11 protein-coding genes are annotated in these 15691 nt (G+C 64.6%); 7 read left to right on the top strand and 4 right to left on the bottom strand.

The window, feature by feature from the left end; genetic code table 11:
* Window positions 1-25 precede the first annotated feature (25 nt).
* On the bottom strand, window positions 26-964 hold the full coding sequence (locus LB532_RS19765; protein ID WP_140639694.1) for a diacylglycerol/lipid kinase family protein: 939 nt from the start codon (window positions 962-964) through the stop codon (window positions 26-28).
* A 791-nt stretch (window positions 965-1755) separates the two neighbouring features.
* On the opposite strand from LB532_RS19765, the gene LB532_RS19760 reads away from it, so the two are divergent.
* The 3 genes from LB532_RS19760 to LB532_RS19750 all read left to right on the top strand — a co-directional run bounded on the left by LB532_RS19760 (window position 1756) and on the right by LB532_RS19750 (window position 4252).
* Window positions 1756-2886, top strand: a complete 1131-nt coding sequence (locus LB532_RS19760; RefSeq protein WP_140639695.1) for a hypothetical protein — start codon at window positions 1756-1758, stop codon at window positions 2884-2886.
* Between the two features lie 199 nt (window positions 2887-3085).
* Window positions 3086-3607, top strand: coding sequence for a hypothetical protein (locus LB532_RS19755; protein ID WP_140639696.1), 522 nt, complete (start codon window positions 3086-3088; stop codon window positions 3605-3607).
* A 102-nt stretch (window positions 3608-3709) separates the two neighbouring features.
* Entirely contained in the window at window positions 3710-4252 is a 543-nt protein-coding gene (locus tag LB532_RS19750) for a YegJ family protein (RefSeq protein WP_318011233.1), read from the top strand.
* Window positions 4253-4268: 16 nt separating this feature from the next.
* On the opposite strand, the gene LB532_RS19745 is transcribed toward LB532_RS19750, so the two are convergent.
* Both LB532_RS19745 and LB532_RS19740 read right to left on the bottom strand, forming a co-directional pair.
* A complete protein-coding gene (locus LB532_RS19745; protein ID WP_181169362.1) occupies window positions 4269-5219 on the bottom strand; it encodes a DUF3137 domain-containing protein in 951 nt (316 codons plus the stop codon).
* Between the two features lie 183 nt (window positions 5220-5402).
* Complete coding sequence (locus LB532_RS19740) at window positions 5403-6431, bottom strand: CapA family protein (RefSeq protein ID WP_140639697.1); 1029 nt, start codon at window positions 6429-6431, stop codon at window positions 5403-5405.
* Between the two features lie 142 nt (window positions 6432-6573).
* Between LB532_RS19740 and LB532_RS19735 the strand changes: the two genes are divergently transcribed.
* Window positions 6574-7830: a hypothetical protein gene (locus LB532_RS19735; RefSeq protein WP_140639698.1), complete on the top strand. Its 1257-nt coding sequence runs from the start codon at window positions 6574-6576 to the stop codon at window positions 7828-7830.
* A gap of 102 nt (window positions 7831-7932) precedes the next feature.
* On the opposite strand, the gene LB532_RS19730 is transcribed toward LB532_RS19735, so the two are convergent.
* Entirely contained in the window at window positions 7933-8187 is a 255-nt protein-coding gene (locus tag LB532_RS19730) for a TauD/TfdA family dioxygenase (RefSeq protein WP_318011234.1), read from the bottom strand.
* Between the two features lie 697 nt (window positions 8188-8884).
* Here LB532_RS19730 and LB532_RS19725 point away from each other — a divergent pair.
* From LB532_RS19725 to LB532_RS19715, 3 genes are all read left to right on the top strand, one after another.
* Window positions 8885-10384, top strand: coding sequence for a DUF2778 domain-containing protein (locus LB532_RS19725; protein ID WP_318011232.1), 1500 nt, complete (start codon window positions 8885-8887; stop codon window positions 10382-10384).
* Between the two features lie 127 nt (window positions 10385-10511).
* On the top strand, window positions 10512-13673 hold the full coding sequence (uvrB, locus tag LB532_RS19720) for an excinuclease ABC subunit UvrB (RefSeq protein WP_140639701.1): 3162 nt from the start codon (window positions 10512-10514) through the stop codon (window positions 13671-13673).
* Window positions 13674-14089: 416 nt separating this feature from the next.
* A complete protein-coding gene (locus LB532_RS19715) occupies window positions 14090-15616 on the top strand; it encodes an ABC-F family ATP-binding cassette domain-containing protein (protein ID WP_140639702.1) in 1527 nt (508 codons plus the stop codon).
* The last annotated feature ends 75 nt before the right edge of the window (window positions 15617-15691 follow it).

The following is a 15691-nucleotide window of genomic DNA, read 5'->3' as shown; positions in this document are numbered from 1 at the left end:
GAGCGCTCTTCCCTCGGGCGACGTCTCAATATCTCAGCATCAACGCCCCAGGCAGGATCTCGAAGGTCGCTGGTATGCGCCCGGGCGATTCGCCGTCAATGTCGACCAGCGCGCCGTTCTTTTCCACGTCGCCCAGCGGTTCGACCACCACTTTCCTGCCGCGCAATATGGTGATCGCCGGATGGTTGCGATGCCTGCCGCCATAGAGCAGGCGGATATCCCAGATCAGCTTCAGCTTGCTGGCCGCGCGCAGGATGACGATGTCGAATTGGCCGTCGGTCAGTTCGGCGTCCGGCGCGATCATCATGCCGCCGCCGAAGAATTTGCCATTGGCCACCGCGACCAGCGCCATGCGCGCCTCGACCGGAGCGCCGTCATCGACTGAAATCGTTACATCCTGGAACCGGTAGCGGACGAATTCGACCACGGTGCGCCACAGGAACAACGTCTTGGCCGCAACCTTGCCCTTGCGCTTGTCGGCGTTCACGGCGCGATCGGTTGCGCCCGAGAGCCCCAGGCTCGCAATGTTGACGAAGTGCCGGCTGGCCAGCGCGCCATGGTCGTCGATATAGCAGATGCGCCCTGCATCGACCGCCCTGCCCTTGGCCCCGGCGATCCGCTTCAGCGTCGCGTCCACCTCCTTCGGCAGGCCGAGCCCGCGCGCGAAATCGATACCCGTGCCGCACGGCAGCAGGCCGAGTTCGGGCGCGCGGCCGTTTTCCTTGGACGCCTGCAGCAAACCGTCGGCCACCTCGCTCGCCGTGCCGTCGCCACCGGCCGCGATCACCAGGTCGAAGCCGTTTGCCGCCAGATCGAGCGCCAGCCGCTCTGCATCGCCCTCGGCCTGGGTCTCGCGCAATTCGAAATCGCCGAAGTGCTTTTTCAGCGCGGCCGCGACTTCGGGCCAATGCCGTTTCAGTCGGCCGCCGCCGGCAATCGGATTGAGCACCACCCCGACCTTCAAATTCCCGCCCTCCCCGGCGCCGGGCGTGGAGAACCCGATCTTTTGCCGGCATTGAAACCCGTACCGTCCGGCGGGGCAAGTGGCGCCAGCCACATGACACCGAAAATCGAGGGCAGGCTGTCTAAGGCGTTGGCGCTTGAATTTCCTTGGCTTCTGGCATTGGTCCCCGATAATCCCGCTATCCACAGGGGCACGGACATTCCCCAAGACACTTACCCGGCGTAAGTTTGACCCATCTCAGGCGGCTACCGATCGCCCAGCCGAAAGGCGAAAGTGAAAGGCGGATTTCCTGAGGCCCGTACGGCCCGAAGCGAGAGCAGGCTCGCCTGCTTCGAGGGACGGAAGCCGAGACCTACGGGGCCGCGGAAAGCGTGCCAACGCCGACGGCGGACCGATGCTGCCATGAAGGACGGCAAAAACCTTCGATGGCCGCAGGGCAAAGCCCGCAAGGGTGGAGACCGGCGTGGTCTGGAACGGGCGCGGCCTTCGGGCGGCGACTGGCAGGACCGTCAAAATCAAGGCCGGCATGGTGCGACGACTTTACGGAAGTTGCTGCCACGACCGTGTCCTGGTCTGACAGGGAGGCGCTGGGAGAAATCCCGGCGCCGACTGTCTTTTTGCTTCCCGCTCAGGCGCCTTCCCGGCGAAGTTGCGGGCGCCGCTTCACCGCGCGCCAAAATCGGTTAGTATCGCCCTGTCAGAGTCCGTTTGCGTTTGCAGGCGGGTTCGCTGAAGGGGGACACTTCATGACATTGATCCAGAAGCTTGCCGCCGCCACGGCCTGACCGGCCATGGTCCTGTTCCGCTTCATGAAGCGTCTCATCAGGACGATCCTCTGGCTGATCGTCATCATTGTCCTGATCCCGATCGCCGGGCTGGCCTACGGTTTCCTGACGACGCCGTCGCTGGACAAGACACCGTTGCCGGGCATCGCCGAAGGTGCACCGCCGCCGGCGCTCGCCGCCAAGCTGCGTGCCGAAATCCCCGGCTACCAGCGGCCTGAGGAATCGACCTTCCTCACCTACCCGGAATGGGCCATCGTCTATGCCGCGCGCGAATATGCCGGTTTCGTCGCCAAGGACCAGCCGAGCGGCTTTCCCTATTTCGCCTATGTCGGCCGCTTCTGGCAGGACTACGCCATGGTGATCCGCGCCAGCTCCGCCTATAAATTCAACTACGCCAACCACCAGATGCCGGTCGTCATCGGCACCAGCCACACGATCGAGCATGCCCTGCAATGGGCTTATGAAAACACGATCGGCCGCATCACCGAGGCGGTTGCGGGCAGGCGCACGGCGACTGACATCTACCAGGCCAAGGTGGCGGCCGAATACGCCGCCTTCCTCGACCAGGGGCCGTGGCACCAGTTTCCGTATGCCGAGAAGCGCGCCGGGCTTTTCGCCGTGCAGCCGGCGCCGGGCGACAGCGCCGTGCGCTCCAGCGAACGCAAGCTTGCCTTCGGCCTCGCCGACACCATCAAGCAGGTCTATGCCGGCCTGATCAGACAGGCGCTCGCGGCAACGTCCGATCCGGCCTTGCTCGACATCCATGTCTGGGCCAAGGGGCCGGTCGGCGAAGCGACGCGCAATGAAGCCGACACCTTGCTCGAACGCGACTACGGCCCCGACGGCACCGTTTTCGTCACCAAGCGCTACCAGCTGTTCACCGACATGATCCCGCGCCTGATCGACAAGGGCGTCTCCTTCGTCGAGATCGGCGGCAATGACGAGATCATGATCACCGTGCTCTCCACGGATTCGATCGCCGTCCCCGAAGGCATGCGTATCCTGTTCAGCTATCCGCTGCCGGCCGATCCATCGACACGCCGCACCGGCATGGTCGTAGCCGTACCCAAGCTGCATCTGGTATTGCCGGCGCTGATCAAGTCAGGCGCCATGCTGGAGCACGTCTACGACTACTGAGGCCTTTCGGCCACGGTGCGCGGAGAACGGCTGTGTCGAGCGCCCCGCCATGCTCATTCCACAATCGTGGCCAAATCCCGCCTTGTTCGCGCGCGATGGACTGTCGCATGTCGCCCAAAGCGTACCCGCGGGCTGCACCCAGTGGGGCGCGACATGCATCTGAATGGGCTGCCGAGGGGCACATCGAGGGGACGAGACCGTGATCAAGACCGCCCTTGTCGCCATGACCATCGTCGGCTGCGACTGCGACGCCAAGCTTTGCGAATATATCGGCGAGACGCCGGCCAAGTGGTCGACCATCGCCGAGTGCGAAGCGGCGATGAAGAGCCAGATGCTGCACGAGCGCAATTTCAACTATCCGCTCGTCTCTGGCATCTGCCGCGCGAAAGGTTCCGCGTCCTCCTCGCAACTGGCCGCGACCGCTTCGCGCCCGGAGCTGAAGCCCGCCAGCCGCGCCGTTGAGCCGACGAGCCCGCTGCCGCCCGAACTGAGCCACAGGCCGACCGTCCCGGTCGGCTCGCCGACGACGGCGATGGAAGCGGCCGCCGCACGGCCGGTCGCCTATGAACAGGTGGTCTATGGCGGCACCGGCGTGCTCTATCGCACGAAAAACGGCTATGCCGTCGTCAAGACCGATCTCGGCCGCGCCGTATCGGCGACCGCCGACATGGCCAAGCGGTCGGCCAGCTGGCTGGCTGGCCTGGTGCCGAGCAAGCTGTAGGGACGAAGCTTTCTTCACCGACGTTACCATGCCGGTCTTGTCATCGACGGTCGCCGCCACCTTGACCTGAAGGGGCAAACTCGCGCCAAGGTTGCAAATCGGATGGCGATGCAGCATTGTGTTGATCGCAATGATGAAGGGGGGCCTTCCATGAAACCAGCGGTCCGAACTGCGGCAGCCTTGATGCTGGCGCTTGCTCCGGGATCGGTCGGCGCGCAAGGCGTGGATCCAGGTGACGACAAGGGGATCATCTTCGCTCCGGGCGATCCCGACATGGCTGCGGCGACCCAGCAGGCGCTCGCCGGTCTGGATGACTTCCTGGCACTGTCCGAAATGCCTCCCTCCGGCACAGGCAGGTTCAAGTTGAAGGTAAAGGTGCGGGATGAGCATGTCACCGAGCACTTCTGGGTCATACCGTTCCGCCGTGCCGGGACAGGGTTTGTCGGCATATTGGCCAATGAGCCGGAGGCAGTGCACAACGTCGTGCTCGGCCAGAACATAGAATTCACCAGGGACGACATTTCCGACTGGGGATATACGCGAGACGGCCATCAGGTCGGAAGCTTCACGATCTGCGTGATGTTCAAGCGAATGTCGAAAGAAGAGGCGGACAATATGCGCGAAAAGTACGGCTTCGACTGCTGACCGGAACGCCGGCTGATCAAGCCGCTTCGTCCCTGGCGCCGATCTTGCGCACCAGCGCTGCCGTCGCCAGCATCGCGCCCATATCCGATATCATCGGCGCGACATGGGCTTGGTAGTCCAGTGGCACCGAAATGGCGGGCAGTTCGAAGAAATTCTTCGCCTGCGGCAGGAGCAGAAAACCGTCGCTGCCGTTGAGGGCCACGCGCGCCGGTTCCTCCGGCCAGGTTTCGCCCAGCCATTTCAGCGCTTGCGCCAACCGGCCGCTCACCAATGGCTGCGCCGCCTCGGCATTGTCGGTGCGGAACTCATAGGCGGCATCGAGTTCCGGCACGCCGGATGACAGTTCCTGCATCTTGCTGGCGAACATGCCACGGAAGAAGCCGACGACCGCATTGGTCCGCCGCGTCGCCACCAATATTCCCGGAAACGGTTCGATGGCTTCGAAGGCGACGATCACGCCTTTGAAGGCCGTCGATGAGCCCTTGCCTGTCCCTTCCCGCAGTTCCGCTTCGTAGAGCTCGAACGGAAACTCTTCGTAGCGGCCGGAAACGACATCGTCGAACGACTGCCGGTTGAATGGCCCGACCGCCTCGCGCGGCAGCCGGTCGAAGGAATTTGGCCGCCCGCCATGCGCGTAGCGCACGTCGCGGATGAAGCCGAAGATGATGGGCAGCAGTGTTTGCCGAAATGATTGCTGCAGCCGCGTCGCCGGCTTCATCGCCTGGAAATAGAGCAGGATCGAAACCGCGAAGCCGGCGACATAGAGGAATACGTGCGGCGTCGAGAACCATTGCTCGTTGGGATCGGCGACCTTGTTGAACAGCCAGGCGATCAGCACCACCGTCGCCAGCACCAAACCGACGAACAGCGGCACTCGCCTGCGTACCTGCCGCACCACGGAGGCTCGCGCCGATTCATAAGCCTCGATGTTTTTCCGGATGCCGGCAATCACGGCGTCGCCAGGCATGAAATCCGCTGTTTCCACCGCCACCCCCCGCTTGCCTGGACCAGTTCATGATAGCCGGTTTTGTCTGAAGTATCGACTGTGGCGCCTCTTCAACAGACGCTTGCGCCGCCCCTCATTTCGCCAATCATCAGCGCTTGGAAAAGCGCCGACATGGCGATCTTGGCCGATGTCCACCACCTGTAGTTACGGAAAGACCGCGCTCAACCGCCTCTCGACCTTGTCACGCATGCGGCCCTCCAATCCCTCCACTGGCGCCAGCCGCTCATGATCCCTGGCGCGCAGCCGCACAAACGGATGCATTCGGTAGGAAACGACAGACCCCCGCGTTTCCGCATCGGCGCTGATATCGGCGACAAGGATCCCGCCAATGCGTCCCGGCCAAGGCTGGCGGGCAAGGGCGGTGCCGAGGAAATCGCCAAGTCCATAGGCGACGATCGTATTGCCGATCCGCTCCACCGGCTGCACGACATGGGCGTGGTGGCCGACGATCAGCCCGACGCCCTGCCCTGCCAGGCGCCTCGCCAGTGTCCGCGTTTCGGCGCGCGGAAAGTGGCGGAACTCCCAATCCCAATGCGGCACGGCGCAGAGGAGATCGAACCCGTCACCTCGTCGGCGGGCAATATCGCTTTCCATCGAAACGCGGCCGGCGAACAGGTCCTGGCCCGCATTGCGCCACAACGTGAAGGCGGCGAACCCGACAGTCAGCGGTCCGACTTCGACAGGCTGCACCGGGCCGTTGCCGGCGAGGCCGATAGTGCGGATACCGAGCCGCGCGAGCGCAGCCACGGTCTCATCGAAACCGGCGACGCCCTGGTCAAGCACATGGTTGTTGGCCAGCGACAGCACCAGTCTTTCGCGCGCGATGCCGACTGCCGCCAACGTGTCGCCGAGAAAGCGCTCGCTCATCGCGTGATGGGTGCCGAGCCTGGTGCCGAGCACGGCGCTTGGCTTGTCCACGATCGGACTTTCGCAATTGCCGATCACCAGGTCGGACGCGCCAAGCAGCGTCTTGATCGCCGGATCGCAGTCCGGCGCACGGCGGTTGGCCACCGCCGAAATGTCGCCGACGAAGGCGAGCCGCAGCCGCAGCCTCGGTGCCGAATCCATGATTGTCCCGGCCATTGCCGCGAAGCCTTGCACGTCGCCGGCCAGCGACGGCTTCAGGAACCGCGGCAGCCACGACAGTTTGTAGGAGAGCGGATAGTTCGACACGCGATGTCCAATCGTTTGCCCTGTGTAGACCGTCCGCCGGGCGCGTTGAAGCCAGCCAATGACAATCATGCGTCAGGGCCGGCAGACGCGGCATTGCAAATGCGTGTATGATTGCCGGCACGACGCGCATGGGAGGGGGATAATGACACCACTGGCAAGCCTGCTGGCATTGGCACTTGCGCTGGTTCTGCCGACGTCTTCGGCCCAGGCCGCCATGCCCGAAACCGCGGCCGCTCTGTTCGAGGCCAAAACCGTGACCGCGCGCGACACGGCGCTATCGGCGCTGGAGGCAGCCGCATCCACCGACCGGGCATCCGCCTATGCCGCCGGCGCCGGCGAATTCTTTACCGCGCTGGAATTGCTGGCCAGCGGCCTGCACCGCCATGGCTTCGAGAGCCCCCAATCCTTCATGCTGCCGCTGATGCGGCTGCCGGTGCCAGAAAACCCGAACCCCGAACCGCTGAGCTATGAGCAGTTCCGCGCCATTCTGGTCGCCTTCCGCGACCGGCTCGAGAAATCCGCCGCGACGCTGGGGGCGGTGCCTGCCGATGCCGATATCGGCATTGTCATTGACCTCACCCAGGTCGGCATCGACCTCAACGAGGACGGCACGATCGCACCGGACGAAAGCATGGCCGCTATCATGGCCTCGCTGTCGCGCGGCGGCGTAACGCACGACGATGCCGCGCCTGCGCTCACCTTCCGCTTCGACCGCGCCGACGGTTACTGGCTGCAGGGCTATGCCGAATTCCTGATGGCGCAGGCCGATTTCTGGCTGGCGCATGATTTCAGGAGCACGTTCGACGGTTCCTTCCACATGCTCTTCCCGCGCGCAAAACTGCCGTTGCAGGACATCCTTGTCCCGCCGGCTGGCGACATGGGCAGCAGCATCTTCTCCTCGGAATGGCGCATCGCCGATTTCATCTCTCTGGTGCATCTCGTGAACTGGCTGGTGGTCGAGCCCGAACGGCGGCAGGCGGCGCGCCGTCACCTGCTGGAGATGATCCGGCTGTCGCGCGAGGACTGGAAGGCGATCCGCGCCGAGACCGACAATGACCGCGAATGGCTGCCGGGACCGCAACAGAAGGGCGAAAACCCGCTCACCGGCCTCGAAGTCGGAGAGCAGCAGGTCGCGGCCTGGCTCGCCACCTTGACCATGGCCGAGGACCTGCTCGAAGGCCGCGTGCTGCTGCCGCATTTCCGCATCACCGGCAAGGGCATCAACATGAAGCGCTTCTTCGACGAGCCGAAACCGTTCGACCTGGTGCTGTCGATCACCGGCCCGGCCATCGCGCCGTATCTCGAAAGCGGCAAGATTCTGACCAGCGACGATTTCGACCAGATCCAGAGCGAATTCGGCGGCGGTGGTTTCCTGACGTTTGCGCTGTGGTTTAACTGACGGCCTAACGGGACTGTGTTCCTGGATGTCAGCGCCAGCCCCCCACCCGGGCCTGCGGTCCGACCTCCCCACAAGGGGAGGTAGAAGCTCCATTGCGAAGCCTCAGAAAACCGCGCCCTGGTACAGCACCGCTTCCGCCTCCTCCGGCGCGAACCGCCGCGCCAGCGTGCGAAAGGCGCTGTGCACGCCGTCGCGGTCGATGTTGCAGCTTCTGAGATGACGGACCGCCAAGGTCGGATCGAACGCCGTGCGACCATGCAGGACGCGCTGGTTGTCGAAGACCAGCACCTCGCCGGGCTGAAGCTGGTGCTGGAACTGGTTTTGCGGGTCGCAGATCAACCGCGTCAGTTCGGCCAGCGCCCTGCCCGTGTGAAGCCGAGCAGGCTCAGCGTTTGAAGGCGACCGGCAGCCAATAGCCCTGAGAGCAGGAGGCCGGACGTCTCGGCTTGCCCGAGGACACGGTGGCGATCAATGGCCGCCGCGTGACCGGGAACCTGCGGCGGGCGGGTAGCAATTTTGCGGCGACGCGGTGGCCTCTTCAGCAGTACGGAATGACACGCGCCACCGTCGCGGCCTCGCTGAAACGGCCATTCGCTTCAATTAGCAAGAGCTGTTTTGCTTGACTCGGCCGTTAAAAGCAGGCAGCAAAATAGTCTTGGAAGGGCTGCAATACCGCGTTCATGGTCGTGGACGAGCCTTTTTTGGCACAAAGTCCACGTCTCTCGGTTGGTTTTGAGAGGGATTGGTTAACCAACTTTGTCCATATTTTGAAGCAATCGGCAACCAAAGACAGGCGCGGCAAACGCGTCGGGGACCACCTGGGATCACTCACAGAATGGTCGTCGCGGCTATCACAGCCGCGGACGTGGGAGCCGATTGGAGCAAGATTGGTTGAATGGCGTTCTTGAGTAAGAAAATTGTCGGGGACAGGCGTTCGGACGGCGAAGCTGCCGACAACGCGTCACGTGCCTCATCCCTCAACTCTAAGCGGATCGTCCGCTGGGTCGCTGTGCCCGGCGTCAGCGCTGCCGTTGGCCTGTGGCTGGTCGGGACAATGGCTGGTCTGAGCTCCGTCGGCGCTTCGCTGTCGTCGACGTCGAGCGTCCTGCCGCAGAGGCTGGCCGTGCCGGGCTCGCTCGCTCTTGCCGATCCGCTGAAACAGCACTTCCTGATGCCCGCTGCGCCATTCGCACTGGCCAACGCCGATGGCGGCACGCAGGCGCTGCAGAACCATGCCGTGCAATGCGGCTCCGGATGCTTCAGGCTGGCCGCGCTTGCTCCGCGGGCGGAAAAGTCGGCGCGCCTCGTGGCCGCGTCCACGGCACACCTTGTCCCGGTCGCCAAGACGACCTCGCAGGAGCGCTTCGAGCGCATGGAAGCATCTTTCTCGCCAAGCAAGCTCGCTGCCGCCTTCGCCAACGCGGCCAAGCCCGCGGCCGCGGCCGGCGCACCCGCCCGTCCTGTCCTCTCGACCTCCGCTCCACAGGTCGCCGAGGCCTCGCTGGTGCCGGGCGCCAAGCTCGTCGCCAGCCTGTCGGAAGACTTGCCGGCACCCGCGGCGGAGCGCTTCGCCCGGATCGACACCGGCTCGATGGTTGTCCAGACAGCGCCGCAGCCGATGCATTTTGCCCAGCCGGATACCGGCACGCCGGACAATTCGCAACTGGCCCTGGCGCTCGCCCGGTCGCTGCCGGTCGAGGACGAGGCATTCGCCTCGCCATTGCCGATGACCGAGTCTTCGGCCGATGTCGCGGTTTCGCCTGCCGAGACCCAGCAGGAACAGCCGGGCGATGCGGCGGCCTTGCCCGACGCGCTCACCGATGACGTGCCGCTGCCGACCCGTCGGCCGCAATTCGGCGCGCCGGAGCCGTTGAAGTCCGTGGAGCAGGAAAAGCCGGCTCAACAGCCCAAGGTCGTGCAGCAGAAGCCGGCACCTCAGGCAAAGCCGGTCCAGCAAGCCCAGCCGGCAAAGCCGGTCCAGCAAGCCCAGCCGGCAAAGCCGGCCCGGCAGGGCCGGCCGGCAGATGGCGGCGACGCGTTGGCCTATGCGAAGCCAGACACGCCTTCGGGCGGCCTCGGCCAGGCGTTCAGGAACCTGTTCAACGCGCCGGGCGGCTCCAGGAGCGGAGCCGGCAGCGGCGTCGCCGTCTATGACATCAGCGCCAAGACCGTCTACATGCCCGACGGTTCGAGGCTCGAAGCGCATTCGGGCATCGGCGCCATGGCGGACCAGCCGCGCTATGCCGATCAGAAGAACCGCGGACCGACACCGCCCAACACCTATAATCTGTCGTTGCGCGAATCGCGCTTTCATGGTGTCGAGGCTTTGCGTCTGACGCCCGTCGATGGCCGCAATAAATACAATCGTGACGGCCTGCTGGCCCACACCTACCTGCTTCGGGGCCGCTACGCACAGTCCAGTGGATGCGTCGCCTTCAAGGACTATGCGCGCTTCCTCGCCGCCTTCAAGAAGGGCAAAATCAAGCGCCTCGTCGTGGTGCCGCGCCTGAACGGATCGCCGACGCGCGTGGCGGACAACGCACGCGGCGCCTGACCGCAGTCGGCAGGCATCACCGGCACTTGCCTCCTCCTGACAGCCTTCTGTCAGGAGCTGCATCTGGTGATGCGCCTCGGCTGATCGCGCTCTTTCCATTTTCGCCAAGACCTCCCATATTCCGGAGATGGCCAAATCCACCGAAAAGAGAACGCCGCCGACAGCGAGTGACGACCGCGCCGCGCCCAAGCGGCGCAGCCCGCTGACCGATTTCCTCGACGCCTCGGAACCGCTGCACAAAGGCGGCTTCGCCGAGATGCGGCAGCCCGAACTGTCCGGCACGCCGCTCACCGGTTCGGTCGCGGACTGGGCCGAGCAGATCGAGCAGGAAGCCGAACGCGAAGGGCGCCAGGCCGGCAAGGACGGCGGCAAGTCGCCGAAGCCATCGAAGAAGATCCCCGAGCGCTCCGCAGCACCCGGGCGCACGGCGCGCGGCACCTCGATGGGCGGCGCGGCGACAGCCCGCGAGCGCGCGGCGGCCGGCCTCAATCCCGTCGCCGGCCTCGACGTCTCGCTCGAGGAAGCCGAGACGATGACGTCGAGCGGCGTCACCGCGACGGTGGCGGCTCTCTCGGCATTGATTGAATCCGGCAATCCGCTGCACAAGGACGGCGTGCTGTGGACGCCGCACCGGCCTGCCCGGCCGGAAAAGTCCGAAGGCGGCATCACCATCAAGATGGTGTCGGATTTCGAGCCGGCCGGCGACCAGCCGACCGCCATCAAGGACTTGGTCGAGGGTGTCCAAAACAACGACCGCACGCAGGTGCTGCTCGGCGTCACCGGCTCGGGCAAGACCTTCACCATGGCCAAGGTGATCGAGGAGACGCAGCGTCCCGCCTTGATCCTGGCGCCGAACAAGACGCTGGCGGCGCAGCTTTATTCCGAGTTCAAGAAATTCTTCCCCGACAATGCGGTGGAGTATTTCGTCTCCTACTACGACTATTACCAGCCGGAAGCCTACGTCCCGCGCACCGACACCTTCATCGAGAAGGAATCCTCCATCAACGAGCAGATCGACCGCATGCGTCACTCGGCGACGCGCTCGCTGCTCGAACGCGACGACGTCATCATCGTCGCCTCGGTCTCCTGCATCTACGGTATCGGCTCGGTCGAGACCTATACCGCGATGACCTTCCAGATGCAGATCGGCGACCGGCTCGACCAGCGCGCTTTGCTCGCCGATCTGGTGGCCCAGCAATACAAGCGCCAGGACGTCAATTTCGTGCGCGGCTCGTTTCGCGTGCGCGGCGACACGATCGAGATCTTCCCGGCCCACCTTGAGGATCGTGCCTGGCGCATCTCCATGTTCGGCGACGAGATCGAGGCGATCACCGAATTCGACCCGCTGACCGGCCAGAAGACGGGCGAGCTGAAAAGCGTCAAGATCTACGCCAATTCGCACTATGTGACCCCGCGCCCGACGCTGAACCAGGCCATCAAGTCGATCAAGGAAGAGCTCAAGCACCGTCTGGTCGAGCTCGAGCGCGCCGGCCGCCTGCTGGAGGCGCAGCGTCTGGAACAACGCACCCGCTTCGACCTGGAAATGCTGGAAGCCACCGGCTCCTGCGCCGGCATCGAGAACTATTCGCGCTATCTCACCGGCCGCCAGCCGGGCGATCCGCCGCCGACCCTGTTCGAATATATCCCCGACAACGCGCTGGTCTTCATCGACGAAAGCCACGTCACCGTGCCGCAGATCGGCGGCATGTATCGCGGCGACTTCAGGCGCAAGGCGACGCTCGCTGAATACGGCTTCCGCCTGCCTTCCTGCATGGACAACCGGCCGCTGCGCTTCGAGGAATGGGACGCCATGCGCCCGCTCTCGGTCGCTGTCTCGGCAACGCCCGGCGGCTGGGAGATGGAGCAGTCCGGCGGCGTGTTCGCCGAGCAGGTCATCCGACCGACCGGCCTCATCGACCCGCCGGTCGAGGTGCGCCCGGCCAAGACCCAGGTCGACGACGTCGTCGGCGAGATCCGCGAGACGACCAAGGCGGGCTACCGCACGCTGGTCACCGTGCTGACCAAGCGCATGGCCGAGGACCTGACCGAATATCTGCACGAGCAAGGCGTGCGGGTGCGCTATATGCACTCCGATATCGACACGCTGGAGCGTATCGAAATCCTGCGCGACCTGCGCCTCGGCGCCTTCGACGTGCTGGTCGGCATCAACCTTTTGCGCGAAGGCCTCGACATTCCCGAATGCGGCTTCGTCGCCATACTCGACGCCGACAAGGAAGGCTTTTTGCGCTCGGAGACATCGCTGATCCAGACCATCGGCCGCGCCGCCCGCAATGTCGACGGCAAGGTCATCCTCTATGCCGACCAGGTCACTGGCTCGATGGAACGCGCCATGGCCGAGACCAACCGCCGTCGCGAAAAGCAGATGGAGTGGAACGCCGCCAACGGCATCACGCCGGAATCGGTCAAGTCGCGCATCTCGGATATTCTGGATTCGGTCTACGAGAAGGACCATGTCCGCGCCGACATCTCGCAGTTCACCGACAGCGCCGGCGCCATGATGGGCAACAACCTCAAGGCCCATCTGGACGCGCTGGAGAAGCAGATGCGCGACGCCGCCGCCAACCTCGATTTCGAGAAGGCGGCCCGCATTCGCGACGAGATCAAGCGGCTGCGTGAGATGGAGATGTCGATCTCCGACGATCCGCTAGCCAAATACGCCGATATGGAAAGCCCGGTCTCGGGCCGCGAAAAGGGCAAGCACAACAAGGGCGTGGCCAGGCATCGTACATCGGAGGAACAGGAGCGTTTCCGCAAGCTCGACGAAGCGCGCGCCGCCGAAGAGGCAGCCAAGGCTGCCCGGCCCAACCTCTTCCGCAAGCCTGATCTCGACGAGATGGGCGCCGATGGCGCGGTGCCGGTGAAGAAGCCGCTATTCGCCAAACCGTCGATCGACGATATGGGCCCCGGCACCGACATGCCGACGCCGGCCGGCGCGGTGTCGCGCTCGCTGTTCAAGAAGCAGTCGGCGTCCGAAGCACACGGCTCGGATTTCGGCATCCCCGGCGAGCCGACCAAACCGCTGTTCAAGAAAAACTCTCTTGACGAGATGACCGTGCGTCGCACCGAGAAACCAGTCGAGGGAAAAGTGCCGGCGAAGCCACAGCCGATCTCCCCCCTGGCGGGGGCCGGCAGGACAGAGGGGGGCGCGAAGGAACGCGACGACAAACCCGTCCTGCGCCAACGCGCCGGCATCGGTTCTTACGAAGACCCCGGCGACGCCCGCCGCGAAAAGCGCCGGCCCGCGAAGACAGGAAGGCCCGGAAAGTAGTCCATTCGAAATGCCGGCGGGACAGCGCCCCCTCTGTCCTGCCCGTACCCCACAGCAGCTGCGCTGCAGCTGCAGAGGGTGGACCGGACATCACCCCCACGAGTGGAGAGATTGGCAGCTTCAGCGCCCCGCTCGACGCTACCCTCCACTTGCCCAGCGCATGACCTTTGGTGTACTCAGTCCCCACACTCAAACGTCTTGAAAGGAGGGCTGCGTGTTTATCGATCACCATCGTCAGCGTGGCCCGATTTCCGCCCTGCGAGCTTGCTTGCAGGGCTGACCAGGGACGGTCCGGGTTTTTCCCGCTTCGATTTTTTGGTCTGCCCTTCGTGGTGCCGCAACGCCTGTCCTGATGACCGGCGCGCGCACCGTCAAAGTGCACTGAGCCGGACACCGGCAAGACCAGAGAAATCCAAATGGCCCTGATCAGCCTCAAAGCCCTCGGCGTCACCATGAGCGCGCCGCTCTTTTCCAACCTCGACCTCACCATCGGCAGCGGCGACCGGCTCGGCATCGTTGCCGCAAACGGCCGCGGCAAGTCGACCTTGCTCAAATGCCTGTCCGGCGAGATGGAGCCGACCTCCGGCGACATTACCCGCACGCGCGGCTTGCGCGTCGGCCATGTCGAGCAGTCCGTTCCCCCTGCCCTGCTTGGCCGCAGCTTTCATCAGGTAGTGGCTGACGCTTTGCCGCCCGAGCAAGCCGAAAGCGAACTATGGCGTGTCGATGTGGTGCTGGATTCGCTCGACGTTCCTGAGGCGATGCGCGAGCGAGAGATGCAGGCGCTGAGCGGCGGCTGGCAGAGGCTGGCACTGATCGCGCGTGTCTGGGTCACCGATCCCGACATGCTGCTGCTCGACGAGCCGACCAACCATCTCGACCTTGCCCGCATCAGCCAGCTCGAAGCTTGGCTGAACGCGCTACCGCGAGAGGTGCCGGTGGTGATCGCCAGCCACGACCGCGCTTTCCTCGACGCCGCCACCAACCGCACCTTGTTCCTGCGCCCGGACCAGTCGCCGGTGTTTTCCCTTCCCTACTCCCGCGCCAGGCAGGCCCTCGATGAGCTCGATGCCTCGACCGAGCGAAAATTCCAGCGCGACATGAAGGTGGCGCAGCAATTGCGACGCCAGGCCGCCAAGCTCAACAATATCGGGATCAATTCGGGCAGCGACCTGCTCACGGTCAAGACCAAGCAGCTCAAGGAGCGCGCGGAGCGACTTGAGGAAGCGGCAGCCCCGGCGCATCACGAGAAATCGGCGGGGGCGATCCGGCTGGCCAATCGCGGCACGCACGCCAAGGTGCTGATCACGCTCGATGACGCGGCGGTGGAAACGCCCGACGGCACGCTTTTGTTCAGGACCGGCAAGCGCCACATCTGCCAGGGCGACCGCATCGTGCTGCTCGGCCGCAACGGCGTCGGCAAGTCGCGCTTCGTCACCCTGATCCGCAACGCCATCGTCGACCCCGACACGGTTCAGAATGTGAAGGTGACGCCGTCGACCGTGCTCGGCTACAGCGACCAGGCGCTGTCCGGCACCGCCAGCGACGATACGCCACTGGCCATGGTATCGCGCCGTTACGATGTCGGCGAACAGCGCGCCCGCTCGCTGCTCGCCGGCGCCGGCGTCGGCATCGAGATGCAGGAGAGAAAGATCGGCGTCTTGTCCGGCGGGCAGAAGGCGCGGCTGATGATGCTGGCGCTCAGGCTCGCCAACCCCAACTTCTACCTGCTCGACGAGCCGACCAACCATCTCGACATCGACGGCCAGGAAGCACTGGAAACCGAACTCTTGGCGCATCAGGCAAGCTGCGTGCTCGCATCGCACGATCGCTCCTTCATCCGCACTGTCGGCAACCGCTTCTGGCTGATCGAGAAGCGCCGGCTGACCGAAGTCGAGGACCCCGAGGATTTCTTTCGCTCGGTGGCTGATGAAAACCGCTGAGCGACAGGACAAGCCATGCCAATGCGAAACTCTGGTCTGTCATTGACAGGCCGGAGTTTCGTGTCATCTCATGAG

Source organism: Mesorhizobium sp. ESP-6-2 (assembly GCF_020164675.1).
GTDB lineage: Bacteria > Pseudomonadota > Alphaproteobacteria > Rhizobiales > Rhizobiaceae > Mesorhizobium.
Note: the sequence above shows the minus strand (reverse complement) of the source record. Positions and strands in the feature narration are given on the sequence as shown.